This window comes from Pseudomonas sp. N-137 (assembly GCF_034555295.1).
Lineage (GTDB): Bacteria > Pseudomonadota > Gammaproteobacteria > Pseudomonadales > Pseudomonadaceae > Aquipseudomonas > Aquipseudomonas rhizophila.
On sequence record NZ_JAXUDQ010000006.1, the window covers coordinates 184,828 to 211,292 of the forward strand.

Consider the following 26,465-nt stretch of genomic DNA (forward strand, 5'->3'; position numbering starts at 1 on the left):
CATTTGCAGGCGCGGCAGCACCCGCCTCAGCAGCGTTTGCAGGTCCTGATGCCCAGTAATGTATAGACCGGGCAGAAACGGAAGATCCCCGTGGCCAGCGGCACCAGGCCGATCCAGCCCCACAAGCCGATCACGCCGCTCAGGCTGAGGGCAATGAGGACAAGTCCCGCGGCAATACGCAAGCTACGGTCGATGGTTCCGATATTGGCTTTCATGACGATCTCCCGATCAGTGAGTGCGCCGGTTCTCCAGCGCGGTGAACAACAACATGCCAGCCAGCATGGCCGCCATGAATACGATGATTTGCCAGTGCCCGGTGAGCAGGATCGCCACGGCGGGCCCCGGACAGATACCGGCTATCCCCCAACCGATGCCGAACAGCAGGCTGCCGCCGATCAAGCGTGGGTCCAGCTCACGCTTGACCGGCAATTGCATCGGGTTTCCCAGCATCGAACGGGGCTGGCGGCGGGCCCAGGTCAGTGGGCCGATCGCGACACCAATCGCTGCGAGCATGACCAGGGCCAGGGAGGGGTCCCAGGTGCCGGTCACATCCAGGAACGCCAAGACTTTGCTCGGATTGGCCATGCCCGCCAGGAGCAGACCGAAGCCGAACACCAGACCGGCCATGAATGCAGTCAGTTTGAGCATGTTCAACCCTCCAACATATGACGCAGGACAAAGACCGTGGCGAAACCGCTGAACATGAAACATGCCGTGGCGATCATCGAACGCGGTGAAAGGCGCGACAGGCCACATACGCCGTGGCCGCTGGTACAGCCCGACCCGTAGCGGGTGCCGATGCCCACCAGCAGGCCGGCGACGCTGAGGCCGAGCCAGCCGCTCTGAAACTCGATCTGCGGCAACGCGGTGAACAGGCCCCATACCAGCGGGGCAACGAGCAGCCCCAACAGAAACAGCGCTTTCTCGCTAACCCCCTCGCTACCACGCTGCAGCAGGCTGCCGAGTAAACCGCTGATGCCGGCGATACGCCCATTGGCGACAACGAAAAGGCTGGCAGCCAAACCAATCAACGCACCGCCGGCAAGGGCTGACCAGGGCGTGAAGTTGAGCCAGTCAATGTTCATGAGATTTCTCCGATACAAACCACGTTGAGACTCCAGCAGGCGATTAACCCAGGGCTTTTACAACCAATGCCAGGGCCACCAGCGCAGCCAGAATGGCGAAGCCTTTTTGCAGATAGGGCTCCGGCAGCCGGGCGGCGAGCAAACGGCCGCCGGTCATTCCCAACAATGCGCCAAGGGTAAAAGGTACGGCAATCGCCCATTGCAAATGACCCGCCGCCGAGCTCGCCACCACGCCGGAAATTGAAACCAGGGCAATGACCGTCAGCGACGTGGCGAGCACCGATTGGGTGGTCAGATTGGTGTAGCGCTGGAGTGCCGGGACCATGACAAAACCGCCGCCCACACCCAGCAGGCCGGACAGCGCGCCGGCGACCATGCCGGAGACCGTCAGCGCCCAGGCACAGGGTGCGGTCCAATGGAGCTTGCCGCGGTTTTCGTCCAGTACACAAGGCGGGGGTTTGCGCTTCGACTTGGCTTTGCAATCGGCGCGCGAGGGCAATGATTTTTGAAAGGCTCGGAAGGCCACGTACATCAATAGAAGGGCAAACAGGAGCGTCAAGGGGCGGTTGGGCGTGCGCTGAGCCAGCCAGATCCCCAGTGGAGAGCAGATGATGCCCGCGCCTGCGGTCAGCAGCGCAGCCTTATAGCGTACGGTGCCGTTTCTAAGGCCCATCACTGCACCCAGGGACGCGGCCAAACCCACCGCCATCAAGCCAATGGGCCCGGCTTCGGCCATGCTCAGGCCCGCGCCGAAGACCAGCAGGGGAACCGCCAGGATTCCTCCGCCAGCGCCGGTCAGCGCCAGAATCACACCCACGGTCAGGCCGAGCAGCAAGATGATGATCATCCCTCTCTCCTTGCCTTGAGGTCTGGTTTCATAGATCCGCCAACTCCGGTTTAGCCAGCCACTCATGTCCCTTGAGCATGCCCTTCCAATACAACGGAGGGAGAATCCGCTCCTTGAGTAGCCAGGCCAGCCGCGATGGCCGGGTACCGTCAATCAGCCAGGACGGGAAGCTGGGGGCGACGGTGCCGCCATAGGTGAACTCCGCCAGGACGATCTTGCCCCGTTCGACTGTCAGCGGACAGGAGCCGTAACCGTCGTAATGAGCGTTGCCCTTGGCTTTGCCCATGGCTGCCAGCACGTTATGGGCGACCACGGGCGCCTGCTTGCGAGCGGCCGCGGCGGTCTTGGCATTGCTGGAGTTGGTGGCGTCGCCCAGTGCGTGAATATTCGCCCAGGTTTTATGGCGCAGCGTGTCGGGATCGACATCAATCCAGCCAGCGGCATCGGCGAGGGGGCTGACGCGGATAAAGTCTGGCGCAATCTGTGGGGGCACCACATGCAGCAAATCGAAGTCGCGCGTGACAAGCTGGCGTGTGCCATCGGGCTGGGCGCAACTGAAGGTGGCGGTTCGCGCGGGCCCGTCAACGCTCGTCAGCGTGCTGCCGAAGTTCAGGTCGATGCCATAGGCGCGGATGTACTCCATCAGGGCCGGCACGTAATCGGGCACGCCGAACAGCACAGCTGCGGCACTGCAGAAATCGATCTTGATGTTGCCGAGTACCCCTTCACGCCGCCAGTGGTCGGCAGAGAGATACATGGCTTTTTGCGGCGCCCCGGCACATTTGATCGGCATCGGCGGTTGCGTGAAGATGGCCCGGCCACCGCGCAGTTGCTGCACGCACTCCCAGGTATAGGGGGCGAGGTGATACAGGTAGTTGGATGTAACGCCGTTGCGACCCAATGTCTGCGGCAGACCTTCAATGGCATTCCAGTTGAGTTTCAGGCCAGGGCATACGATCAGTTGTTGATACTTGACGACTCTGCACCCATCGAGAATGAGCGCATCTTTCTCGGGTTCAAAAGCGGCCACGGCGGCTTTGATCCAGTGCACGCCGCGAGGAATGGTCGAGCCCATCGTATGGGCGGTCCGGGGGGCATCGAAGACACCGCAACCGACCAGCGTCCAGCCGGGCTGGTAATAATGCACATCTGCCGGGTCAATGATGGCGATGTCGAGCCCCGGTTCCCTGGCCAATAAGCTGGATGCCGCCGCAATGCCCGCTGCGCCGCCCCCGATAATGACCACCGCATGTTCGGCCTCGGCCACTTCGATCGGGGTCTGCCCCTTGTTTGCAATCCGGCGGATAACGCCTTTCATGTCAAACCCGGCATCTTTGGCTGTTTCGACGATCTGCGGCAGAGGCAGCAGGCTCGCTTGTGACAGCGCCCACATCGTTGTCGAGCGCATGCCGGAGCGGCAATACGCCAACACCGGTTTTGGCAGCGATTCAAATAGCCGGCCGAAGGCAACGCCTTGCTCGTCGGTGACCTTGCCCGATTCCGCGGGCAGATAGTGAGCTTCAATGCCCAGCGCTTCAGCCGCGCGCTTGATTTCGGCAAACAAGGGTTGATCGCTGCCTTCGCCATCCGGGCGATTACACACGATGGCGCGAAAGCCGGTGTTTTTCAGTTCCGTCAATTGATCGGGGAAAATCTGCTCTGATACCGCTAAGCCTGGCGCAAGGTGGCGGATGTCCATGGTGGTCTCCGTGATGGGATTTTCTTATAGGGGGAGGGGACGTCAGAGCACGTTGAGCGGGATCTTCAGATAGCGTGTGCCGTTCGATTCCGGCTCAGGAAAGTGTCCGGCGCGCATGTTCACCTGAACCGATGGCAGGATCAGCGTCGGCATTTCCAACGTGCTGTCACGCTTGGTGCGCATGGCCACGAACTCTTCTTCACTGATGCCGTTGCGCACATGGATATTGTCGGCGCGCTGCTCGGCAACGGTACTGGCGAACAGTACCTCGCGGCCGTCGGGCTGGTAGTCGTGGCACATGTACAGCACCGTATCGGCCGGCAGGCTCAGTACCTTGTTGATGGACCGGAACAAGGTGCGGGCATCGCCACCAGGAAAATCACAGCGCGCCGTACCGTAGTCGGGCATGAACAGGGTGTCGCCGACGAATGCCACCGTTTGCCTGGCGTCGCTGACGACGTACGTCATGCAGGCGGGTGTATGGCCCGGCGTATGCAGTGCGCGGCATTGCAGCGAACCGATGGAGAACGTGTAGTCATTGACGAACAGATGATCGAACTGACTTCCATCCTGGGCCATGTCATCACCGGTATTGAACAGCGTGCCAAAGGCTTGCTGCACGGTGGTGATGCGACTGCCGATGCCGATCTTGCCTCCCAGCTTTTCTTTGAGGTAAGGCGCTGCCGTGAGGTGGTCGGCGTGGACATGGGTTTCAAGAATCCATTGAACCTTGGCGTCCAGCTCGGCCACCCTGGCGATCAACGTGTCGGCAGACGTCGTCGTGGTATGGCCGGACTTGGGATCGTAATCCAGTACGCTGTCCACGAGTGCGCAGTGGCGGGTCGCCTGATCAAGCACGATATAACTGACAGTATGAGTATCGGGATCGAAAAATCCTTCGACGTGCAGTGTAGCGGTCATGATCGGTCTCCTGGTCTTGTTGCCGACTGGTTTAACCTGACATAGCAATAAGTCTGCCATGCACCGAGTGAGCGAAAAATCAAAGCTATCTATTTGAATTTGTTGTGTTTATTTTTGTAGGTGGGATGCGGCATTTTCACGCACACGAATAAACAACTGCCATTGGCAGTGTTTGTTGGCATAGTGGCAGTGTCGCTTGCGTCCGGATGAATCCACAGGAACCCCGATGAGCACTATCCTGCCAACCCCGAACAATTCGATCCCTCCGCCGGACCAGGTGCAGTCTCTGGTTTCGTTTCTCGAGCACGAGCCGCAGCCGATGATCGTGCTGGACCCGGACTACAACATTCTGGCGGCGAACACCGCCTATCGGCGCCAGTTCGGCAGTGCCGATCAACCGTTTATTGGTCATAAGTGCTATCGGATTTCCCACCATTACGATGTGCCTTGCGATCAGGCGGGGGAGAACTGCCCGATGAAGAAGGCCAGGGAAATGCGCGGCCCGGACCGGGTCCTGCACATTCACCACACCCCCCGCGGGCCTGAACATGTCGACGTGGAGCTGCGGCCGATCCTCAATGACCATGGCGACATAACCGCGTATGTGGAGCGTCTTACCCTGGTACGCAGCGCCTCAGCGCGGCCCAGCAACGAGGGCCTGGTGGGCAGCTCTCCGGCGTTCAACCGTGCACTGTCGGAACTGCAGCGGGTCGCGCCGTCCATGTTGCCGGTGCTGCTGTTGGGAGAGTCCGGTACGGGCAAGGAACTGTTTGCCCGTGCGGTCCATGAAACCAGCGAGCGGGCCAACGGGCCCTTTGTGGTAGTGGACTGTTCCGGGTTGACTGAAACGCTGTTTGAGAGCGAACTGTTCGGCCACGAGAAAGGCGCGTTCACCGGGGCCACCCTGCGCAAGCAGGGCCTGGTCGAAACAGCCCAGGGCGGTACGCTGTTTCTTGATGAAATCGGCGACGTTCCCCTGGCCATGCAGGTGAAACTGCTCAGGCTGATTGAGTCGGGAACCTATCGCCGTGTTGGCGGCGTGGAAACCTTGCATGCAGATTTCCGATTGGTTGCCGCCACCCATAAGCCCTTGGAACAGATGATGGCCCAGGGTGAGTTCAGGCAAGACCTGTACTACCGCATCAGCGTATTTCCCATTCATTTACCGCCTCTGCGCAATCGCATGGAGGACATCGCGCTGCTGGTCAATTCGTTATTGCAACGTTCCGGTACGGGCAAGCGCCGGCTGACCATCGACGCCGATGCCTTGATGCAACTGCAGCGATACTCCTGGCCGGGCAATATCCGCGAGCTTCGTAATGTGCTGGAAAGAGCCAGCCTGTTTGCCGATGACGGGGTCATTCATTCCGTGCATTTACCCCAGGTCCCCGATGCGACAGCCCAACGACTGGCTAACCCGGCTGTTGCTGATGGCCACTCGTTGGCCCAGATCCTGTCTGCGTTCAAAGGGACCCGCAGTGAGCTGGCCCGGCACTTGGGTATCAGCGAACGGACTTTATACCGGCGCTTGAAAGAGCAGGGTTTGGCCTGATCAGCCGCGATGACACCTGACTGCCAATCACTGCCGTCATGGCAGATTGGCAGCCTCTGAGGTTGGCGCAAAATCCCCCTTCTCCCAGGTTACGTTCCTAATCTGCTGTTATTTAACGATAAAAACCTGACCCTGGGCCTTGGCATGGCGCGTGCTAACTGCACCGACATGACTATTTCCGACAAACGACTGCGCCGTCATCTGCTCACAGCAGTGCTTATCAAGCTGCTCCTGCTGGCAGTGCTGTGGTGGCTATTCATCCAGGATTTCCACGTCAGCGTCGATTCCAACGCGGTCGGCAACCGTTTCGGTGTACCCACCTCGGCTCAAGGGGCAAGCAAGTGATCTCAGAACAACTGGTGGATTTGTCGCGGCTGCAGTTCGCAGCCACGGCGCTTTATCACTTCCTTTTCGTACCGCTCACCGTTGGCATGGTGTGGCTGCTGGTCATCATGGAAAGCGTCTATGTGATGACCGGTAACGTCATCTGGAAAGACATGACGCGCTTCTGGGGCAAGCTATTTGGCATCAACTTCGCGCTGGGGGTGACCACCGGGATCACCCTGGAATTTCAGTTCGGCACCAACTGGGCCTACTACTCGCACTATGTCGGGGACATCTTCGGTGCACCGCTGGCAATCGAAGGCTTGATGGCGTTCTTCCTCGAATCGACCATGATCGGGCTGTTCTTTTTTGGTTGGGACCGTCTCAAGAGACAGCATCACTTGCTGGTCACGCTGTTGATGGCAATCGGCACAAACCTGTCGGCGCTGTGGATCCTGATCGCCAATGGCTGGATGCAGAACCCGGTGGGCTCAGAGTTCAGCTACATCACCATGCGCATGGAAATGGTCGATTTCTGGACGGTGGTGTTCAATCCGGTGGCCCAGGCCAAGTTTGTCCATACGGTTTCGGCCGGGTATGTCACCGGTTCGATGTTTGTGCTGTCGATCTCCAGTTGGTATTTACTCAAAAATCGTGATGTCGAGTTTGCCAAACGTAGCTTTCGGGTCGCCGCAGCATTCGGCCTGGCCTCTGTGCTGAGCGTCATCGTACTGGGCGATGAGTCCGGTTACACGGTGGGGGAGGCGCAGCAGACCAAGCTGGCGGCCATGGAGGCCATGTGGGAAACAAAGCCCGCGCCGGCTGGCCTGACGCTGATCGCGAGCATCGATGAAGCTCAATCCCGAAATAATTGGGAGGTCGAGGTGCCATGGTTGATGGGCCTGATCGGGACCCGCTCGGTCAGCCAGCAGATTCCCGGCATTCATGAGATCAAGGAAAAGAACCGCGCCCGAATCATCCGCGGTATTAGCGCAGTCAATGCGCTGGAAGCACTGAGAGCCAATCGCAGCGATCCGGCGGCGTTCAAGACGTTCGAAGAATACAAAGCTGATCTGGGCTTCGGGTTGCTGCTCAAGCGCTATGTCGAGGACGTCAACCAAGCCACACCGGCCATGATCGAAACCGCGGTGAACGATACGGTTCCGCGCGTGACGCCTATGTTTTGGGCGTTCCGGATCATGGTCGGCCTGGGTTTTGCGATGCTGATGCTCTTTGCACTGGCATTCTGGAGCACGCTGAAGTCGAACCGCACCCGCCACCGAGGGTTGTTGCGTTGGGCACTCTACATGCTGCCGGCGCCCTGGATCGCCTGTGAACTGGGCTGGTTTGTCGCCGAATACGGCCGTCAGCCCTGGACGATCTACGGCGTATTACCGACCCACATGAGCGTGTCCACGCTCAGCGTCAACAACCTGTATGGCTCGCTGGCCGGGTTCATCGTTTTCTACACCGTCTTGCTGGTGGTGGAAATGTTCCTGATGGTCAAGTTCGCCCGCCAAGGGCCTGGCAGCCTCGGTACAGGCCGTTATGTTCACGACGCTCATCTGAAGGAGCTTCACCATGCTTGATTACTTCACCCTGAAAATAATCTGGTGGGCGTTGGTCGGCGTCCTGCTGATCGGTTTTGCGATCATGGATGGTCATGACATGGGCGTCGGCACGCTGCTGCCATTCGTTGGCCGCAATGACCTGGAGCGGCGCGTTGTCATCAATACTGTCGGGCCGCATTGGGATGGTAATCAGGTCTGGTTCATCACCGCTGGCGGCGCCTTGTTCGCGGCCTGGCCTGTGGTCTACGCCACAGCCTTCAGTGGTTTCTACTGGGCGATGATTCTGGTGCTCTGGGCGTTGTTCTTCCGCCCGGTGGGGTTTGACTACCGTAGCAAGATCCACAACGCCACCTGGCGCAGCACCTGGGATTGGGGGCTCTTTATCGGAGGGGCGGTGCCTCCGCTGGTGTTCGGGATTGCGTTTGGCAACTTGCTGCTGGGCGTGCCGTTTCACTTCAATGACTATCTGGTGTCTACCTACACCGGCAGTTTCTGGCAACTGCTCAATCCTTTCGCGCTGCTGTCCGGTGTTGTGAGCAGTGCAATGATCACCCTGCAGGGCGGCACTTATCTGGCCCATCGCACTGAGGGGATTATCCAGTCCCGGGCAGTAAAAGGTGCGGTGGCGGCGGCGATCGTGCTGGTGTGCTCATTCATCGTGGCCGGCATTTGGCTGCAATGGATTGACGGCTACCGCATCACCTCGCTCGTTGATACCGCGGCGCTGCCGGACATCCTCAGCAAGACTGTGGTACGTGAACCTGGCGCCTGGATGGCCAACTACGAACGCTATCCATTGCTTTGGCTGCTGCCCGTCCTTGGATTGGGCGGGGCTGTAGCTGCCGCGTTCTTATTGATGGTGCGCCGCACGCTGTCGGCGTTTGTCGCCTCATCGCTTGCGGTGATTGGCGTGATCAGCACGGCAGGCGTCTCAATGTTTCCGTTCATCATGCCTTCATCAACCATGCCCGCGGCAAGCCTGACGGTGTGGGACAGTGTCTCCAGCCACCTGAGCCTGGCGATCATGTTCTGGGCCACGTTGATCTTCATGCCTCTGATCGTGATTTATACTTCTTGGGCGTATCGCGTCATGAGCGGAAAAGTCACCGTTGCCCAGATCAAAGCCAACGAGCATTCGGCCTACTAGTGCCGGCAAAGGAGCAAAGAATATGTGGTATTTCGCCTGGATGTTGGGAGTCGGCTTTGCGCTGTTGCTGGCGATATTGAATGCAATGTGGGGGGAGAACGAAGCGAACCGGGCCTTGAGTGACAATGACGAGCAGCAGCGATGATTCAGCAACGCTCAGATACCCAGCCGTCTTCACGCATTCATCTGGCGAGTCTGATGATCGCCATCACCATCATGCTTGCCTGCACACTGTACCCGCCGATGATGGCAACCTCGGAGGGAAAAGCTGATCACGCACTGGCGGGTGCTTTGTTTGCGGCGATGAGTGTGGCTTTCGTCAGGGGCGTGGGTTTTATCCCGCGCCGGTGGCTCTGGCGCTGGCTGTTTTCAGGTTGGACCTGCACTGCGGCATTGGTGCTGGCCGGATGGCTGATGTTCGTGCGGTGAAGGCGGGCTTACGTTCAATAACGCTGCACGAGAACGGCGACAGTAGTATTGGCTGCGCCGTTCATTCAGTTCCCTGGCCACCATCGTTCTGCCTCGCAGACGTTATGGGGGACAGGCCCCCTGGTGCGCCATCAACTGCAACTCACCCTCGGTTATTTGACCAAGGTAATCGGGATACTGGACAGCTGGATCACTTTGGCCGCGACAGAGCCCAGGAAAATGCCTTCGAGAAAACCACTGCCGTGCGAACCCAGGATGATGCTGTCGCACCCCAAGGATTTGGCGCACGCCACGATTCTGCTGGCCGCGTCGCCGTGCAGTGTATGGAAAGTAAAGGCGATGCCTTGCTGTTTCAGAAGAGCGATTGCCTTATTCGCATCTTCGGCACTTTTGCCGTCGTAGTAACGGTCAAGTTCATCCTTGCTCATGGTTTGCGCGATGCGAGTGGGTAAAAATGACTGCACATTGACCAGGTGCACCTCCACGCTGCCTCCCAGCAATCCGCCGTCCTGGATCAGTCCAATGAGGTAATGCACCACACGTTCGGAGTGCTCTGAACCATCGACAGCGACCAATACTTTGTGCATTTTCCGAATCCTCTTTCAGTAACATCCAGCGGCTGGTCGAACACCATGCCAGCCGCAGCGTCAGGGTGACTTCGGGGTCTGTCCCACTATGAGCGTAGCGCCCTTGGGGTCGGTTAACCGTAGCCGAATCTGTTTTTCAGTTTCGATGATCGCAAAGAGCGCGATGCCCACTGCGATAATCAATAGCCCATCCATAAAGGGGATCGCTTGAGTGGCAAACACCCTTTGCAGGGGCGGCGCGTAGGTGATGGCGAACTGAGCGAAGGTTACCACTGCAACGGTCAGCCACACGACCTTTGTACCTCTGACAGCCTCCCAAGTCAGTGACGTGCCATAAAGATTGCGAATGAAGAACAGGTGGAATATTTCCATCACCACCAGCGTGTTGACGGCGATGGTGCGGGCCAACTCCACCGGGTAGCCCCGGTCGAGCGCGTAGGTAAATATGCCGTAGACGCCGCAAAGAAACAGGATCGAAACCAGCACCATGTGCCAGATCAAGGCGCCGCTTATCAACGGCTCGTGCCTTGAGCGCGGCGGCCTGCGCATGGTGTTTTCTTCGGTCGGCTCGAACGCCAGGGCGATACCCAGCGTTATGGCGGTAATCAGGTTGATCCACAAGATTTGAATCGGTGTCACCGGCAGGGTGAGGCCAAACAGCAGCGCGACAATGATGGTCATGGTTTCGCCCGCGTTGGTGGGCAACGTCCAGCTCAGCACTTTCTTGATGTTGTCGTAGACCGTCCGGCCTTCACGTACGGCGGCCACGATGGAGGCGAAGTTGTCATCGGCCAGCACCAGGTCCGCCGCCTCTTTTGCCGCCTCACTGCCTTTGTCACCCATGGCGATGCCGGCGTCGGCGCGTTTGAGCGCGGGTGCGTCGTTGACCCCGTCGCCGGTCATGGCCACGGTCATGCCGTTCGATTGCAGCAACATCACCAGCCGTAGCTTATGTTCAGGGCTGGTGCGGGCGAAGATATTCACGTCCTTGAGCGCTTCTTTGAGCGTGCCGTCGTTCATCGCGTCCAGGTCGACGCCCGTCAGCACCTTGTCGGGATTTTGCAGGCCGATTTGCGCGCCGATCGCGGCGGCGGTGCCGGAGTGATCGCCGGTGATCATCTTGACTGCGATACCGGCAGCCTGGCATTGCTGGACCGCCTGGATCGTCTCGGGGCGAGGCGGGTCAATCATGCCTGTCATGCCAAGCAGCGTCAGCGAACCCTGCACGTCGCCAAACTCCAGCACGGTGTGCTCGGATGGCACGGGGCGGCTGGCAAACGCCAGCACGCGCTGACCTTTGCCGGCAATGGTGTTTGCCTGTTGGTGCCAGTAGTCAGCATTGAGCGGCTCCGTGGCGCCGGTACTGCCACGCTGCTGCGCGCACATGGCCAGGATCTGTTCCGGCGCGCCTTTTACATAGATTGACGCCTGTCGCTCATGGTTGTGGTGCAACGTCGCCATGAAGCGGTGTTTGGCGTCAAACGGAATCGCGTCGGTGCGGGGCCAGGTGCGTCGCTCTTCTTCGCCATCGATTCCGGCTTTCACGGAAAACGCCAGCAGTGCGCCCTCCATGGGATCGCCCTCGACCTTCCATGTGACATCGTGCAGCCTCAACACCGCGTCATTGCAAAGCGCGGCGGCGCGTCCCAGTTCGGCTAACGTGGAGTGATTGGAGGTGTCGATCAACTGGTCAGCCAGGTTCATGTTTCCCGACGGCTGATAACCGGCACCGTCGACCGTGAACGTCAGATCACGGGTGACCACTGATGCAACCATCATTTCGTTGCGGGTGAGGGTGCCGGTCTTGTCCGTGCAGATGACCGAAACCGATCCCAGGGTTTCGATGGCGGGCAAGCGGCGAACGATGGCGTTGCGACGGGCCATCGCGCGAACCCCGACCGCCAGGGTAATGGTGAGAACGGCGGGCAGTCCTTCGGGGATGGCGGCGACTGACATGCCCACCACCACCATGAAGATTTCGTTGAATGCGTAATGGCCGACAAAATGACCGTAAACCAGTAACAGCCCGGCGACGAGCAGAATCAGGATCGTCAGCCAGCGCGCGAAGACGTTCATTTGCTGGACCAATGGCGTGGTCAGTGTCTCGACTTCCGACAACAGATTGCTGATGCGCCCGATCTCGGCGGCGGTCGCGGTTGCAACGACAACCCCGGTGGCCTGTCCGCAGGTCACCAGGGTTCCACTGAAGGCCATGCAGGCACGATCACCCAGGGGCGCTCCAAGGCGCACAGGTTCAGTGTGCTTTTCCACGGCGGCGGATTCACCGGTCAGGATGGCTTCCTGGATCTGCAGCCTGTTGGCGTGCAGCAAGCGAAGGTCTGCCGGGACTTTATCGCCGGCCTCCAACAAGACGATATCGCCGGGTACCAGCGCTTCACCCGCGATGCTCAAACGTTCACCAGCACGAATCACGGCGGCGCGGGGCGCCAGCATCTGCCGGATCGCGTCCATGGCTTTTTCCGCTTTGCCCTCCTGGACATAGCCAATGATGGCGTTGGCCACCACCACCGCCAGAATGACCACCGTATCCCAGAGGTGTTGTAACAGCGCAGTGATCACCGCGGAGCCCAGCAGTACATAAATCAGGATATTGTGAAACTGCAACAGAAAACGCAGCCACGCCGGTCGCCGCGCCGACTCCGGCAGGCGATTGAAGCCTGTGCGCGCAAGCCGGGCTTGAACTTCTGCATCGTTCAGCCCGGTGTGCTCATTGACCTCCAGCCGTTCGAGCACCTGCTGCGCAGGCAACGTGTACCAAGCCTCGGCATCTGTGGGAATCGGAGCCTGCTCGGTCGGTGCGTTGCTCGCTCGGTTCATCAGGCCGCTATCCCTGTGCTCATTACACTATTGGCGTTCATGCCTTCAATCGAACTGCTGCGGTGCAATCACCCACAGGCTGCACGGCATCTTGTACAGCAGGCCTTCCACGGTGCTGCCGATCAACTTGTCCAAACCTTTGTAGCGCACGCGCCCCATGACAATGACATCAATGTCATGGGATGCCGCGTAGCTGGCCAATACCTTGGCCGGGTCGCCCATGACCATGCGCCGTTGTTCCGGCGCGATGCCGTTGCGCTCGGCCAACGCGTCAAACGCCTCGCCCTGGGATTCATAGAGCTGCCGGGCCAGGGTGGAGGAAAAGAACATCGAGCCGCTGCCGAAGCCGTATTCAGAGGCAGTGATGGACGACAGGTCATAGGCGTAAATGACTTCCAGAGTCGCGTCGCAGGAGGTGGCCAGTTTGTTGGCTTCGCTCAGGATCCGGTCGTTGAGGCCTTCGTAGCGGCCGTCGAGATGAAAGGGGTCAATGGCCGCCAGAATCTTGCGCGGACGGGCGTGAGTGACTTTGTTGACGAAATGCAACGGCACTTCGCTTTCGCGCAGCAGGTGCACATCCAGCGGGGTGAACATCAGGCGCGAGAACCAGGATTCATGCTCCACCGTCTTGATCAGGGCATCCATCGGCTGCTCCTTGAGGTGGACCAGAATCTCCTGCAGCGGTCTCTCGACCCACGCCACTTCGGTCGTGACTTCAATGCCCAGCTTGCGCAGTGGCCGGGCCTGGTCTTCCAGCCAGTGGCGATGGCGTTCAACGTAACCCAGGCGCATCTGTTCCAGGGCCTGCTCATTGACCAGGCTGGCGGTGGCCAGGCCTTCGAGGTAGTCGAAGGCAACGATATGCAGCGCGGCGCCTTCGGCCTTGGCCAGCGCCGCTGCCCGGTCGAAGGCCGGACTGTGTTCCATCAGCGGCGAGACGACCAACATCAAACGTGATTGCGTGGACATGACAAACCTCCCGAGCATGGACGTATGGGTACCCGACGGCCTTCGCGCCGCGTGGAGCCAGGGTTTGATCATGATCGTATCGGGCATCGGTCACTTGATTTGCATCAAGCTCATGCCAGAAGCGTGGCATCAATGCACACGGCGCCTGGCAATAGCGCTATGTTTGATCATGAAATCCTCCCAGGGACTACCCTGGACTCAGGTACAACCGGAACACTCAGTATAGAACCGAGGCCATGAGCGAAACCCTGGGCTTTGCCAATGCCGCCGCTGCGCTCGGAATCGGCTTGTTGATTGGGCTAGAACGCGAGCGACGCAAAGGCGAGGGCGCCCGGCGCGACTTCGCCGGCCTGCGTACCTTTGCCATTACCTCGTTGCTGGGTTATGTCACGGTCCAGGCTGGCGGAGTCTTGCTGCTGGGGTTCGTGGCGCTTGCGCTGGGGGCACTGGTCACGGCGGCGTATTGGCGAAACCTCGACCAGGACCCCGGTATCACCAGCGAAGTGGCGTTATTCGCGGCGCTGGCGTTGGGAGCGCTCTGCATGACCGCCCCGGCCCTGGCGATCGCGATCGGCGTGGTGATGGCCGGTCTGCTCGCCAGCCGCCAGGCGCTGCACCATTTTGCCCGTAACCAATTGACCGCCGCGGAAATGCGTGACGGGCTGGTGCTGTTGATCGCCGCGCTGGTGGTGTTGCCTCTGGTGCCGGATCGCTTCCTCGGGCCTTACGATGCGATCAACCTGCGCACCATCTGTATGTTGACGGTCATGTTGATGGCTGTGGGGGCGCTGGGGCATGTTGCGGTGCGGACCCTCGGCACTCACTACGGTTACGCCCTCAGCGCGGTTGCCTCGGGGTTCGCCTCGGCCACGCTGACCGTCGCCACCATGGGTAACATCGCCGCGAAAGAACCGGCCAATCTCAAGGTGCTGAGCGCCGCTGCCGTGCTATCCAATCTGGCGACAGTGGCGCAAATGGGGCTGATCCTCGGTGCCGTCGAACCGGCCCTGTTACTCTGGACGTGGGGCCCGCTGCTTTGCGGTGTATTGACAACATTGGTCTACGCCGGGGTGCTGATGTTTCCCCGACCCAGGGCTCGGGCGGATGAACCGATCAAGCGCGGCGGGGCCTTCAACCTCAAACTGGCCTTGACGGTAGTCCTGGCGATGGCCGGTATCACGCTCCTGTCGTCGGCGATGCTTGCCGAGTTCGGCCAGACCGGGGTAACCGTAACGGCGGTTTTCAGCGGGCTGGTTGATGCTCATGCTTCAATTGCCTCTGTTGCTTCCCTGGCGAAGGCCGGATTGTTACCCCTGGATGGCATCGCCATACCGGTCTTGATGGCGATGAGCAGCAATTCCCTGAGTAAATGCGTAGTGGCGTGGCTCAGTGGCGGACGGCGTTTCGCCGGGTATTTCATCCCCGGCCAGGTGCTGGTGACGCTGGGAATGTGGGCCGGCGTTCTGCTCCCGAATCTGTGAGCCTGTGTGGTGGCAGTTTGATGAAGATCAAGTCCTGCCCGTGGCATACGTTCATTCTGGAACCCTCAATCCTTTAGGTGGCTGCCGCCACGTGCCGAGGTGTTCCATGTCCCAGACCCAACGTTTGTTGTTATTGGCACCCGATGCCATGACCCGTTCGCCTGCGTTCGACCGCGCCACCGAACTGGCCCTGGCGCTGGATCTGCCCCTGCACATCGTCGCCATCGATTATCTGGAGGTGCTCTCGGTGGCCGGTCTTTTTGCGCCAGAACAAGTCAAGAAGGCCCGTGACGGTTATCTGGAAACGCACCGGCACTGGTTGTGGCAACAGGCTGAGCTGGCGCGCCGCCATGGAGTGGAGGCGACGAGCGAGGTGGTCTGGGGCAAAGACGCTTATCAGGCCTTGCAGCAGTACGTCAAAGAGATGCCCCTGGCGCTGATCATCAAGGACGCCGAGCCCGAACCGGCGATGAAGCGGATTTTCTTCACACCCATGGACTGGCGCCTGCTGCGCGACTGTCCGGTGCCGGTGCACCTGGTCACCGACGCGCGTCATCCGCGGCCCCGGCAGGTCCTGGCGATCGTCGATGTGCTGCGCAGCGAGGAGCAGGACCTGGTGTTCAACGACCGGATCGTCGATGCCGCCGTGAAACTGGCCGATCAATGCAACGCCCAGGTTGAGTTGTTGCACGCCTTCGACTGGACGGCGGTGTACGCCGCCGATATGGGCGTGGGTGCGCTCCCGCTCGCCACTGGGCTCTATGAAGCATTGGGGCAGGCGCAGCACGAAGTGTTTGAATCCCTGGCCGAGCGTCACGGCGTGCCGCCGCAGCAGCGTCACTTCATCGAAGGTGCGCCGCTGAGCAGCATCTGCACGTTCGCCACCGATCATCAGTGCGACGTCATTGTCATGGGCACCACACAGCATCGAGGTCTGGACAAGCACTTGGGCAGTACTGCCGAGCAGGTGCTGCAACGGGCACCTTGCAGTATATGGGCAATCAAGCCGGGCGAGTGACGGCAGGGTGACCTTGCGCGGGGCCTGGCCCCGGGTCCCGCGCAATGCACTGTGGTTAAAGATAGAGCCGGTGGATGACCTGCCGGGCATCATCGGGGTCGGTGCGGGTATCAAATCCAAGGCTATGGGCCAGATCCCGCATAGGGGCGTTATCGGCGGCGTCGATGGAATACAGCTGGCGATAGCCGTTCTTGCGGGCCGCCTCTATCAAATGCTCCATCAACAACGTCCCCAGCCCCAGATGCTGCCATTGATCGGCCACGGTCACGGCGCACTCGCATTCGTGTTCACTGGTAGCGCAATAGCGGCTGACACCGATTTCGATCAGTTGGCCGTTGTCGTGGACCAGGGCGATGTAAGCCATGCGCGTCTTGCAGTCGACATCCATCAACTGGTCGAGCATGGCCGCACCGGGTTCATTGATTTGCGCCAGGAAACGCATGTGCCGGGACTCCGGTGACAGACGCTTGATGAAGTCATACTCACGCTGGCGATCTTCTTCCTTCAGTGGCCTGATCAACACGTGCCGGCCATCTCTGAGGGCCTGGATCCAGTGCTTGCCGCTGATGCTGGCATACAGGGCAGCGGCGCGTTCATTGTGGTCTTTGACGTTGAGCATGATGCGTTCCTCCATCGGGTGTGAACCTTCGGCGCGGCAAAGGCCGTGCATTCGCTACTGTTCTACGCCGGCGTGGCAGATCGATTCTGATCTGGATCAGTGCTCGCGAATCCGCTCGTCGATGATCAATGCCGGGGAGCAATTTCTGTGGGAGCCAAACCTGTGGGGGGCAAGCTTTGCTCCCACAGGTATGTGCATGCAGTTGATAAAGATCAAGCCGCCCCGGGGTGACAAGCGCAGGCTGTTGCACATGCCAGAGAGGGACCGCTGGGGACCTGATGGCCAACAGACCAGTGGAGGTGTGTAATGGGACAGTACCAACGTTTGCTATTGATCGTTGAAGCCGACCTGCATCCGTCTGCCGCGCTGCGTCGCGCCTGTGCCCTGGCCAGGGTCAGTGGCGCGGCCTTGCACCTGTGCGCATTCGTTCAACCACCGCCTCACACGCATTTGTGGGGCGAAAAGAACGATGAAGCGACAGCTCAGCGCTATATGCACCACTACCGTCGCTGGATGGTGGAGGAGGCGGCGCTGCTCAAGGAGCAAGGACTGGATGTGACGACCCATGTGGTCTGGACCACTCATCCATTACTGGACATCCTGCGCTACGTCGAGCAGTTTCAGCCCGATTTGCTGATCAAGGATGTGACCCTTGAGCCGCTGCTCAGACGTGTTTTCGTGACGCCCCTGGACTGCCATCTGCTGCGCGATTGCCCGGTGCCGGTGCATCTGGTCAATCGCGCCACCCACAGCTTGCCGCGCCGGGTCGTGGCGGCGGTGGACCCCGCCAATCCGCAGGCCAACGCCTTGAACCAGCGCATTATCGAGGCCGCCGGGGCAATGGCCCTGCAATGCAATGCCCCGCTGCATCTGCTGCACGCCTGCGATCTGTCTCCGGCCTTCAACGGGGAGGCTTCGTTGGTGGCTGGGGCCTGGGATGAAGATTTTGCCGAGGCCTTGCGAGAGTCGCTGCATGCGGCGTTCATCAATTTGGCCGAGCGGTGGAGCATTCCACCCGAGCGCCGTCATTTCGTCATTGGCCTGCCGGTGCCGGTGATCCATGAGTTCCTCGATGAGTTCGAGGCTGATGTGGTGGTGATGGGCACCGAGCAACGCGCTGGGCTGGACCGTCTGATCGGTAGCACGACGGAACGGGCCCTGTATTCGGTGTCGGGCAGCTTGTTGGCAGTCAGGGTATGAGCAGGGCGCGTTGACTCTGATGTAAATCAAGTCGGGTTTGTTCAAGCGCTCCAGAATCAGTCGTGGCAGACCGTTCGATATCGGTTCAAGCGACCAGGGCAGTTCGCGGGTAATCCAGCCTCTTTGGGAGAATGTGATGAGTGATTTTCTTAGCCCCGACCAACTGGAAGGCATTGACGCCTATTGGCGTGCTTCCAATTATCTGGCTGTGGGTCAGATTTACCTCAAAGACAACCCATTGTTGCGCAAACCGCTGCTACTGGGCCACGTCAAGCCGCGCCTGTTGGGTCACTGGGGCACCACGCCGGGATTGAACCTGATTTACGTTCACCTCAATCACCTGATCAAGACCCACGACCTGAACATGATCCTGGTCACCGGCCCCGGACACGGCGGCCCAGCCATCGTCGCCCAGAGCTATCTGGAGGGCAGCTTCACCCAGTGTTATCCCTCGGTGGAACAGAACGAGAACGGGATGCTGCGCCTGTTCCGGCAGTTTTCCTGGCCCTACGGGTTGTCCAGTCATGTCTCGGCGCAGATCCCAGGGTCCATTCATGAAGGCGGGGAACTGGGGTATTGCCTGGCCCACGCCTACGGTGCGGCGTTCGACAACCCTGACCTGATCGTGGCCTGCGTTATCGGCGATGGTGAAGCCGAAACCGGTACGCTGGCGGCGAGCTGGCATTCCAACAAGTTCCTCAACCCCCGGCGTGACGGTGCGGTTCTGCCCATCCTTCACCTCAACGGCTTCAAGATCGCCAACCCCACGCTGCTTTCGCGTATCAGTGAAGACGAGCTGTCAGCCCTGATGTACGGGTATGGCTACGATCCTTATTTTGTCGAAGGCGACGACCCCCACAGCGTTCACCAGCAACTGGCGATGGTCCTGGACGCCATGCTGCTCAAGATCCGCGAAATCCAGCGTACGGCCCGTGCAGACTCGTCGGCACATGAACTGGAGCGGCCACTGTGGCCGATGTTGGTGCTGCGCACGCCCAAGGGCTGGACCGGTCCGAGATTCGTCGACGGTCAGCAGGTCGAGGGCACCTGGCGCGCCCATCAGGTGCCACTGAGTCATTTCGAGCAGCCCATGCATCTGACGCAACTGCAACAATGGCTCGAGAGTTACCGGCCACAGGAGCTGTTCGACGCCAGTGGTGCATTGCTGCCGGAGATTGCGGCGCTGGCGCCCACAGGGCATCGGCGTCTGGGCGCCAATCCCCATGCCAATGGCGGCTTGCTCCTCCAGTCACTTGAGCTGCCTCGATTTACCGATTACGCCGTGCAGTTCTCCGCGCCCGGCAGTGTGCAGGCGGAGTCCACCCGGGTGTTGGGCGGTTTTGTCCGGGACGTGATGAAGTACAACCTCAAGGCTGGCAACTTTCGCCTGTTCGGCCCCGACGAAACCGCCTCCAATCGCCTTGATGCGGTGTACGAGGTCAGTGGCAAGACCTGGATGGCGGCACTTGAAGCGGGGGATACCAACCTGGCCTGCGAAGGCCGGGTGATGGAAATTCTCAGCGAGCAGGTGTGTGAAGGCTGGCTTGAGGGCTATTTACTGACGGGCCGCCATGGCCTGTTCTCCTGCTATGAGGCGTTCATCCATATCGTCGATTCGATGTTCAACCAGCACGCCAAGTGGCTCAAGACCGCTGCGCAGATTCCCTGGCGCGCGTCGATCGCTTCGCTCAACTACCTGCTCACATCCCACGTCTGGCGCCAGGACCACAATGGTTTCTCCCATCAGGATCCGGGATTTATCGATCATGTGGCGAACAAAAGTGCCGATGTGGTGCGTATCTACTTGCCGCCGGACGCCAATTGCCTGTTGTCGGTGGCCGATCACTGTCTCAAGAGCCGCGATTACATCAACGTGATCGTGGCCGGCAAGCAACCAGAGTGGCAATGGCTGGATATCGATTCGGCCATCAGGCACTGCTCCATTGGCATCGGTCGCTGGGCCTTCGCCTGCCAGAACGATGACGACCCGGATGTGGTGATGGCCTGCGCCGGTGATGTGCCAACCCTGGAAACCCTGGCCGCCGTGACACTGTTGCGCCAATACGTGCCGGATCTGCGCGTGCGGGTGGTGAACGTGGTGGACTTGATGGCCCTGCAACCGCCGCAACAGCATTGCCATGGTCTGCCGGATGCCGGGTTCGATGAGTTGTTCACCGTGGACAAACCGGTGATTTTCGCGTTCCACGGCTATCCTTCATTGATCCATCGTCTGGTCTACAAGCGCCATAACCATGACAATTTCCATGTGCGCGGTTTCATGGAGGAGGGGGCCACAACCACCCCGTTCGACATGGCGGTCATCAATCACTTGGATCGCTACCAACTGGCATTCGATGTCATCCAGCGAGTACCGCGCTTGCAACCGTTGGTGGAGGGCGCCCGGGACCGCTACTGGGCCACCATGGAGAAGCACCAGCTTTACCTGATCGAACATGGGCAGGACATGCCCGAGGTCTTGAACTGGCGCTGGACGCCGGCGCCGGGTTGACTGTCCGCCTTGTCACGACTTCGACATCGCGCCGTTCGCCCTGACTTTTTGGAGATCCATCATGAGCCAGTACCAGCGCTTACTGCTGATCCTCAACCCGGCACAGCGACACTCTCCGGCCCTTCATCACGCAGCGGCCCTGACGGCGGCCAGCGGGGCGCACTTGCATGTTTCTGCGTTGGTGCCGTCACTGGACATTCTCAAACTGTTGGAGCAGGAGCCCCGTGATGAAGCGCGTCAGAATTACCTGCAGGACCACCGTCACTGGCTGGAGGAGGAGGCCGACAAGATGCGGCGCCGAGGCCTGAGGGTCACCACGCAGGTGGATTGGGTCGACGGCATGGACGAGCAGATTCTGCAGCACGTTACGCAAATCCAGCCTGATCTGCTGATCAAGCAGGTGCAACACGAGCCCCTGCTCAAACGGGCCTTCCTTACCCCGCTGGACTGGCGTCTGTTGCGCCAGTGCCCGGTTCCCACCTACCTGGTGGGCGCCACCGGCCACGCCTTGCCGCGCAAAGTGGTTGCGGCGGTGGACCCTTCCAGCGACTTTGCGCAAAACAGTGGGCTCAACGACCGGATCATTCGCGAGGCAATCGGCTTGGCCTTGCAGTGCGACGCCGAGTTGCATCTGGTTCACGCCTATGAGGTTTCGTCGGTCTACCTCGGCGATGTCGGCGGAGGTGGCCTGACGCTTAAACAGCTCAGTAATGAACTGCGCAGGAGCCTGGAAAAAACATTCTTGGAGCTGGCCAACCTGTTCGGCGTGTCGGCCGAGCGCAGGCACTTCGTGCTGGGCCATCCGGTTTCAGCCTTGAGTGAGTTTGCCCTGGAGCATGAGGTCGATGTCGTGGTGATGGGGCGCTCGCAGAAGGATGGTTCGCACGGGCTGTTGGGTAGCACTACGGAGCATATTTTGTATCAGGTGTCGTGCAGCGTACTGGCTGTGTGAAGAAACCGGTGCTCACGGCTGTGTCCTTGATGAAAATCAATGGCCCGCTGGGCGAATAGTGCGACCAATGGAACGCCAATCGATTGTTCAGGAGCACGCTCATGCGCATGACGTTTCTAGGGGCGGCCGGCACAGTCACCGGCAGCAAGTACCTGCTGGAGCATGACGATCAACGCATCCTGATCGACTGCGGGCTGTTTCAGGGCTACAAACAATTGCGCTTGCACAACTGGGACCCCTTCGAACTGCCGATGCGTGACCTGGACGCGATCGTGCTGACTCACGCACACCTGGACCACAGCGGTTACCTGCCAGTGCTGGTGCGAAACGGCTATCGCGGTCCGGTCTATGCCACGTCGGCCACCTGTGAGCTGGTCAAGATCCTCTTGCTCGACAGCGCCCGCTTGCAGGAGGAAGAGGCCGAATACGCCAACCGCAAGGGGTTTTCCAAGCATGATCCTGCCATGCCGTTGTACACCCGGGAGCATGCCGAGCGGGCGTTGAAACTGTTACGCCCGATAGCGTTCGATCATCCGGTGGATATCGCCCGTGGGGTGGGGATTGTGCTGCGCCGTGCGGGACACATCCTGGGCGCAGCCACGGTGCAGGTGCAGGCCGCTGGCGTTACGTTGGTGTGCTCCGGCGACCTGGGGCGCCCCGAGGACCCGGTGATGTTTGCCCCGCAAACCATCGAGCAGGCGGATTACCTATTGGTTGAGTCCACCTACGGCGACCGGAGGCACCCAAGTCAATCGCCCGAAGATCAACTGGCTGACGTCATCACCCGCACCGCATTGCGCGGCGGCATCACCTTGGTGCCCTCGTTCACGGTCGGTCGGGCACAACTGCTGATGTATCACCTGTATCGCCTGAAACAGCGGATGGCGATCCCGGACATCCCCATCTACCTGAACAGCCCCATGGCCATTGATGTAACCCGCTTGTATCAACGCTTTGGCGATGAGCATCGTTTGTCCAGGGAGGAGTGTGAGGGCATGTGCCACATCGCGCACCCGGTGCGCTCGGCCAGGGATTCCATGAACCTGGACCTGCAACGCACCCCGGCGGTGATCATCGCCGCCAGTGGTATGGCTACCGGAGGGCGGGTGTTGTTTCACCTCAAAAGCCTGGCGCCGAACCCGATCAATACCTTGCTGATGCCAGGGTTCCAGGCCGGGGGGACGCGTGGCGCAAGGATCGTGGCGGGTGAGCCTGCGGTGCGCATCCATGGCAAGGACGTGCCAATCAACGCCGAAGTGGTGCCGATGCAAACATTGTCCGCCCATGCCGATGCCGATGAAATCATGCAATGGTTGCGCGGCTTCAAGACACCGCCCCGGCATACCTATGTCGTGCATGGCGAACCCAACGCGTCCGATGTCCTGCGCCATCGCATTCGCGATGAGTTGGGCTGGTCAGTATCGGTGCCGGAGTATCGCGACAGCGTGGAGTTCTGAGGCCTCCTTCGCGAGCAGGCTCGCTCCCACAAAGGTCCTGAGGTACGCGGTATGTGTGTTCACCGCCGCCTCTGTGGGAGCGAGCCTGCTCGCGAAGCGGCCCATCAGCTTCAACAACACATCTCAATGCACAAAAAGCCCCTCGTCGTTGGCCGGCGAGGGGCAGGGTGCACAGCGTCAGTCAGCCTTGATCGGCACGACTTTTTCCGCTTTCAGCGCTTCCGGTTTTTTAGGCAGCGTCAGGGTCAGCACGCCTTTGCTGAACTGAGCTTCGATCTTGTCGCTATCGATGCCTTTTGGCAGGTTGAAAACCCGTTCGAAGGAGCCGTAATGGCGTTCGGACAGGTGATAACCTTTTTTCTTTTCTTCCTTGGCTTCTTTCTTCTCGCCCTTGATGATCAGGTTGCCATTGGCGAGCCGGATTTCGATGTCTTTCTGATCCATGCCGGGCAATTCGGCTGTGATTTCAAAGCTCTTTTCCTTCTCGCTGATGTCCACGGCCGGCAGGCTTGTGGAGAACTCCCTGCGCCAGAATGGCTCGACATCGAACAGTCCGCGACTGAAGGGAGAAAGACCTGTACCCCGGTTGAAGTCATCGAACAGGTGATCCACCTGCTGACGGAGTTTTTCCAGTGGATGCCAAAGGTCATTCTTGGCCGGATGCTGAGTGTTGTCTTGGGTATCGACCGGCATTTTTTTCACTGAATTGGACATTTGATTTTCCTCTTTGGTGATGTCCGGGCGGGACTTGGCATCATTGCCAGGGACCGGTTCCGGACGGGTCAATGCACGCTTGCAAGCCTTACAACGAGAGCTGGCCGGACCAGAGCATCCAGCCGGCGAAAATCGCCGCCACCCAGATCACCAGCAGCAACCCCCAGCCGAAACCATTGAGCGCATGCCCGGTCCTGGCCCGTTGCGCGCTGAGGTAAATCAGCGAACCGGGGGCATAGAGCAGGGCGCTGAGCAGCATGTAGCGGGGGCCGGCGGCGTAGAGCAGCCAAATGCAATAGGTGGTGGCGACCAAGGCGATGGCCATGTCGCGCAATTGCAGGACGCGGTGCCCGGCGTAGGTCTGGCCTTGCCAGGTCATCTTCAGCGCGTACAGGCCGCTGAACAGATAAGGCAGCAGGATCATCGAGGTGGCGAGTGAGATCAGGGCCAGGTAGCTGGCGCTCGAATACAGCGTCAACAACAGGAACAGCTGAATGCAGCCGTTGGTGATCCACAGCGCGTTGGCCGGCGCGCCATGCTGGTTTTCCGAGGCCAGCGCGCGGGGCATGACCTTTTCCCTGGCCGGCGTGAACACCGATTCCGCTGCCAGCAGGGTCCAGGCCAGCAACGCACCGCCGACCGACACAATCAGGCCGATACTGATCAACACCGCACCCCAAGGACCGGCCACCGCCTCCAGAACACCCGCCATGGATGGGTTCTTCAGGGCAGCCAGTTCAGGTTGTCTGAGGATCCCCAGAGACAGGAGCGACACGGCAATCAGCAGCAGCAACGTCAGGACGAAACCGATCACCGTGGCCCTGCCCACATCCGCCCGGTCGGCGGCACGGGCGGAAAACACGTTGGCACCTTCAATGCCGATAAAGACCCAGACCGTCACCAGCATGGTGCTCTTGACCTGATCCAGGGTACTACCCAATGCCGGCGTGCCCCAAAAGTCGACCATGAAGGTGTCTTTGGAGAATCCAGCGATCACCAGGCCGATGAACAGCAGCAAGGGCACGACTTTGGCCACAGTGGTCAGGGCGTTGGCCTTGGCCGCTGTGCGCATCCCGCGCAGGATCATCCAATGCAACGACCACAGCACCACCGACGCACCGGCAATCGCGGCCTTGTTATTGCCTTCGCCGAACAAGGGAAAAAAGTAACTGAGTGCCGCGAACAGAATCACCAGATAACTGACGTTGCCAATCCACGCACTGATCCAGTAGCCCCACGCCGAATTGAAGCCCAGGAACTCACCCCCAAGCGCACGAGCGTAGGCGAACACGCCATTATCGAGTTCCGGTTGACGATTGGAGAGGGTCTGATAGACCAGGGCCAGTGACAGCATACCCACGCCAGTGATCAGCCAGCCGATCAGGATAGCCCCGGCACCCGCGCTGGAGGCCATGTTCTGGGGCAGGCTGAAAATGCCGCTGCCGATCATCGAACCCACCACCAGCGCAACCAGCAGGCTCAATGACAGGCGTTTGGGTTCGACCTTTCGCAAACTGCCGGCCAAAGGATGAGGTTTGACGGCCGGGATGACCGGCTCAGTGCCTTGCAGGTGCGTTGCCATGATTGAAGCCTCCACGAGACGAAGGGGTCGACGACCTTCGCCGAAGCGAAGGTTCTAGCGCTGGTTATTAATCTCTGCGTGAAGAGGCTGGGTAGCATTGATTTAGATCAGAGGTTATGCAGGGCGTGCGTGCGTGAATTTCATAGGAGAAGGGCTGAGCTGCCTTGCAGGGAAATTGACATAAATCAACGCCGAGGCCGCTCTATCAGAGGACGCTGGATTGACGCTGAACGACGGGGCGCAACAGCCTGTGGAGGTTTTCCAATGAGTCAGAGTCCCTCAATGCAAACAGTGTGGAAGGACCGCAGCGCAGCGGGGCAAGGGCTGGTGGAACATTTGTTCAAATACGCCCATCGACCCGATGTCATCGTCCTGGCCTTGCCCCGCGGCGGAGTTCCAGTGGCTTATGAAGTGGTCACCGCTCTGCACGTGCGCCTTGATCTGATGCTGGTTCGCAAACTGGGTGTGCCGTCCAACCCTGAGTTCGCGATGGGCGCCATTGCCAGTGGTGGCATACAGATCCTCAATGACGACGCTCTTCGTGCCCATCCAATTGATCAGCCCAGTTTCGACGCCGTGGTTGCCCGGGAAACCCGGGAGCTGTTGCGTCGTGAGCAGGCGTATCGAGGCACTCGTGAGCCTGTACAACTCAAGGACCAGGTGGTCATCCTGATTGATGACGGTCTGGCGACGGGGGCCTCGATGATGGCAGCGATCCACGCGGTCCGCACGCAAGGGCCTTCGCGCGTTGTGGTCGCCGTGCCGGTTGGGCCGCTTGAAACAGTGGAGGCGCTACGCAGCGAAGTGGATGAGGTAATTTGTCCGCTTATTCCTGACTGGCTGGTTTCCATAGGCTATTGGTACAAGGACTTCCCTCAGACATCCGATGAAATCGTCATCGATTTGCTGCAGCGGGCCTGGCAACGGGAGTCGACCGCCGCGTCTCAGGGGTAGAGCGGCGGGA

25 protein-coding genes are annotated in these 26,465 nt (G+C 59.9%); 13 read left to right on the forward strand and 12 right to left on the reverse strand.

Annotation, left to right across the window (positions count from 1 at the left end; translation table 11 throughout):
* Positions 1 to 26: 26 nt before the first annotated feature.
* From T3A99_RS03145 to T3A99_RS03170, 6 genes are read right to left on the reverse strand one after another with little or no spacing between them, the layout of a single operon-like run.
* Positions 27 to 215 carry a DUF2892 domain-containing protein gene (locus tag T3A99_RS03145; protein ID WP_047225658.1) on the reverse strand — a complete coding sequence of 63 codons (189 nt, stop codon included), beginning with the start codon at positions 213 to 215 and terminating at the stop codon, positions 27 to 29.
* Between the two features lie 13 nt (positions 216 to 228).
* A complete protein-coding gene (locus T3A99_RS03150; protein ID WP_160892186.1) occupies positions 229 to 648 on the reverse strand; it encodes a DUF6691 family protein in 420 nt (139 codons plus the stop codon).
* Positions 649 to 650: 2 nt separating this feature from the next.
* Positions 651 to 1,085 (reverse strand): YeeE/YedE family protein, encoded by a 435-nt coding sequence (locus T3A99_RS03155; protein WP_281460121.1) that lies wholly within the window; start codon positions 1,083 to 1,085, stop codon positions 651 to 653.
* Between the two features lie 43 nt (positions 1,086 to 1,128).
* Positions 1,129 to 1,932: a sulfite exporter TauE/SafE family protein gene (locus tag T3A99_RS03160; RefSeq protein ID WP_281460122.1), complete on the reverse strand. Its 804-nt coding sequence runs from the start codon at positions 1,930 to 1,932 to the stop codon at positions 1,129 to 1,131.
* A gap of 28 nt (positions 1,933 to 1,960) precedes the next feature.
* On the reverse strand, positions 1,961 to 3,631 hold the full coding sequence (locus T3A99_RS03165) for a bifunctional protein tyrosine phosphatase family protein/NAD(P)/FAD-dependent oxidoreductase (RefSeq protein WP_047225662.1): 1,671 nt from the start codon (positions 3,629 to 3,631) through the stop codon (positions 1,961 to 1,963).
* Positions 3,632 to 3,673: 42 nt separating this feature from the next.
* On the reverse strand, positions 3,674 to 4,552 hold the full coding sequence (locus T3A99_RS03170; protein WP_047225663.1) for an MBL fold metallo-hydrolase: 879 nt from the start codon (positions 4,550 to 4,552) through the stop codon (positions 3,674 to 3,676).
* 226 nt (positions 4,553 to 4,778) lie between these two features.
* Here T3A99_RS03170 and T3A99_RS03175 point away from each other — a divergent pair, with 226 nt between their 5' ends.
* From T3A99_RS03175 to T3A99_RS03200, 6 genes are all read left to right on the forward strand, one after another.
* Positions 4,779 to 6,104, forward strand: coding sequence for a sigma-54 interaction domain-containing protein (locus T3A99_RS03175; protein WP_047225664.1), 1,326 nt, complete (start codon positions 4,779 to 4,781; stop codon positions 6,102 to 6,104).
* Positions 6,105 to 6,248: 144 nt separating this feature from the next.
* Positions 6,249 to 6,449, forward strand: coding sequence for a cytochrome oxidase putative small subunit CydP (cydP, locus tag T3A99_RS03180; RefSeq protein ID WP_188250895.1), 201 nt, complete (start codon positions 6,249 to 6,251; stop codon positions 6,447 to 6,449).
* On the forward strand, positions 6,446 to 8,017 hold the full coding sequence (locus T3A99_RS03185; RefSeq protein ID WP_047225665.1) for a cytochrome ubiquinol oxidase subunit I: 1,572 nt from the start codon (positions 6,446 to 6,448) through the stop codon (positions 8,015 to 8,017). The genes cydP and T3A99_RS03185 overlap by 4 nt, the downstream gene beginning before the upstream one ends.
* Positions 8,010 to 9,146, forward strand: a complete 1,137-nt coding sequence (gene cydB, locus T3A99_RS03190) for a cytochrome d ubiquinol oxidase subunit II (protein WP_076384320.1) — start codon at positions 8,010 to 8,012, stop codon at positions 9,144 to 9,146. Before T3A99_RS03185 ends, cydB begins: the two co-directional genes overlap by 8 nt.
* A gap of 22 nt (positions 9,147 to 9,168) precedes the next feature.
* The gene (gene cydX, locus T3A99_RS03195; protein WP_047225667.1) at positions 9,169 to 9,291 is read left to right on the forward strand and encodes a cytochrome bd-I oxidase subunit CydX; all 123 of its coding nucleotides are present in this window, start codon (positions 9,169 to 9,171) and stop codon (positions 9,289 to 9,291) included.
* A complete protein-coding gene (locus tag T3A99_RS03200; RefSeq protein ID WP_107322782.1) occupies positions 9,288 to 9,575 on the forward strand; it encodes a cyd operon YbgE family protein in 288 nt (95 codons plus the stop codon). Before cydX ends, T3A99_RS03200 begins: the two co-directional genes overlap by 4 nt.
* A 152-nt stretch (positions 9,576 to 9,727) precedes the next feature.
* Here the strand turns inward: T3A99_RS03200 and T3A99_RS03205 are convergent, their stop codons facing one another.
* The 3 genes from T3A99_RS03205 to T3A99_RS03215 are packed head-to-tail and all read right to left on the reverse strand — an operon-like array spanning position 9,728 to position 13,969.
* Entirely contained in the window at positions 9,728 to 10,162 is a 435-nt protein-coding gene (locus T3A99_RS03205; RefSeq protein WP_274090145.1) for a universal stress protein, read from the reverse strand.
* A 60-nt stretch (positions 10,163 to 10,222) separates the two neighbouring features.
* On the reverse strand, positions 10,223 to 13,000 hold the full coding sequence (locus tag T3A99_RS03210) for a cation-transporting P-type ATPase (protein WP_322833927.1): 2,778 nt from the start codon (positions 12,998 to 13,000) through the stop codon (positions 10,223 to 10,225).
* A gap of 45 nt (positions 13,001 to 13,045) precedes the next feature.
* Positions 13,046 to 13,969, reverse strand: coding sequence for a universal stress protein (locus T3A99_RS03215; RefSeq protein ID WP_322833928.1), 924 nt, complete (start codon positions 13,967 to 13,969; stop codon positions 13,046 to 13,048).
* A gap of 236 nt (positions 13,970 to 14,205) precedes the next feature.
* On the opposite strand from T3A99_RS03215, the gene T3A99_RS03220 reads away from it, so the two are divergent.
* Both T3A99_RS03220 and T3A99_RS03225 read left to right on the forward strand, forming a co-directional pair.
* Positions 14,206 to 15,450 (forward strand): MgtC/SapB family protein, encoded by a 1,245-nt coding sequence (locus T3A99_RS03220; RefSeq protein WP_322833929.1) that lies wholly within the window; start codon positions 14,206 to 14,208, stop codon positions 15,448 to 15,450.
* 106 nt (positions 15,451 to 15,556) lie between these two features.
* On the forward strand, positions 15,557 to 16,468 hold the full coding sequence (locus T3A99_RS03225) for a universal stress protein (RefSeq protein ID WP_047225675.1): 912 nt from the start codon (positions 15,557 to 15,559) through the stop codon (positions 16,466 to 16,468).
* Between the two features lie 55 nt (positions 16,469 to 16,523).
* On the opposite strand, the gene T3A99_RS03230 is transcribed toward T3A99_RS03225, so the two are convergent.
* A complete protein-coding gene (locus T3A99_RS03230; protein ID WP_047225870.1) occupies positions 16,524 to 17,087 on the reverse strand; it encodes a GNAT family N-acetyltransferase in 564 nt (187 codons plus the stop codon).
* Between the two features lie 306 nt (positions 17,088 to 17,393).
* Here T3A99_RS03230 and T3A99_RS03235 point away from each other — a divergent pair, with 306 nt between their 5' ends.
* From T3A99_RS03235 to T3A99_RS03250, 4 genes are all read left to right on the forward strand, one after another.
* Positions 17,394 to 18,287 carry a universal stress protein gene (locus T3A99_RS03235; RefSeq protein ID WP_305466038.1) on the forward strand — a complete coding sequence of 298 codons (894 nt, stop codon included), beginning with the start codon at positions 17,394 to 17,396 and terminating at the stop codon, positions 18,285 to 18,287.
* A 136-nt stretch (positions 18,288 to 18,423) separates the two neighbouring features.
* Positions 18,424 to 20,796 (forward strand): phosphoketolase family protein, encoded by a 2,373-nt coding sequence (locus T3A99_RS03240; protein WP_322833930.1) that lies wholly within the window; start codon positions 18,424 to 18,426, stop codon positions 20,794 to 20,796.
* Between the two features lie 61 nt (positions 20,797 to 20,857).
* Complete coding sequence (locus T3A99_RS03245) at positions 20,858 to 21,748, forward strand: universal stress protein (protein WP_322833931.1); 891 nt, start codon at positions 20,858 to 20,860, stop codon at positions 21,746 to 21,748.
* Positions 21,749 to 21,849: 101 nt separating this feature from the next.
* A complete protein-coding gene (locus T3A99_RS03250) occupies positions 21,850 to 23,205 on the forward strand; it encodes an MBL fold metallo-hydrolase RNA specificity domain-containing protein (protein ID WP_305466036.1) in 1,356 nt (451 codons plus the stop codon).
* 177 nt (positions 23,206 to 23,382) lie between these two features.
* Here the strand turns inward: T3A99_RS03250 and T3A99_RS03255 are convergent, their stop codons facing one another.
* Positions 23,383 to 23,919 (reverse strand): Hsp20/alpha crystallin family protein, encoded by a 537-nt coding sequence (locus tag T3A99_RS03255; protein WP_047225871.1) that lies wholly within the window; start codon positions 23,917 to 23,919, stop codon positions 23,383 to 23,385.
* An 88-nt stretch (positions 23,920 to 24,007) separates the two neighbouring features.
* Complete coding sequence (gene arcD, locus T3A99_RS03260; RefSeq protein WP_322833932.1) at positions 24,008 to 25,501, reverse strand: arginine-ornithine antiporter; 1,494 nt, start codon at positions 25,499 to 25,501, stop codon at positions 24,008 to 24,010.
* A gap of 264 nt (positions 25,502 to 25,765) precedes the next feature.
* Here arcD and T3A99_RS03265 point away from each other — a divergent pair, with 264 nt between their 5' ends.
* Complete coding sequence (locus tag T3A99_RS03265) at positions 25,766 to 26,455, forward strand: phosphoribosyltransferase (protein ID WP_047225681.1); 690 nt, start codon at positions 25,766 to 25,768, stop codon at positions 26,453 to 26,455.
* Positions 26,456 to 26,465: the final 10 nt, after the last annotated feature.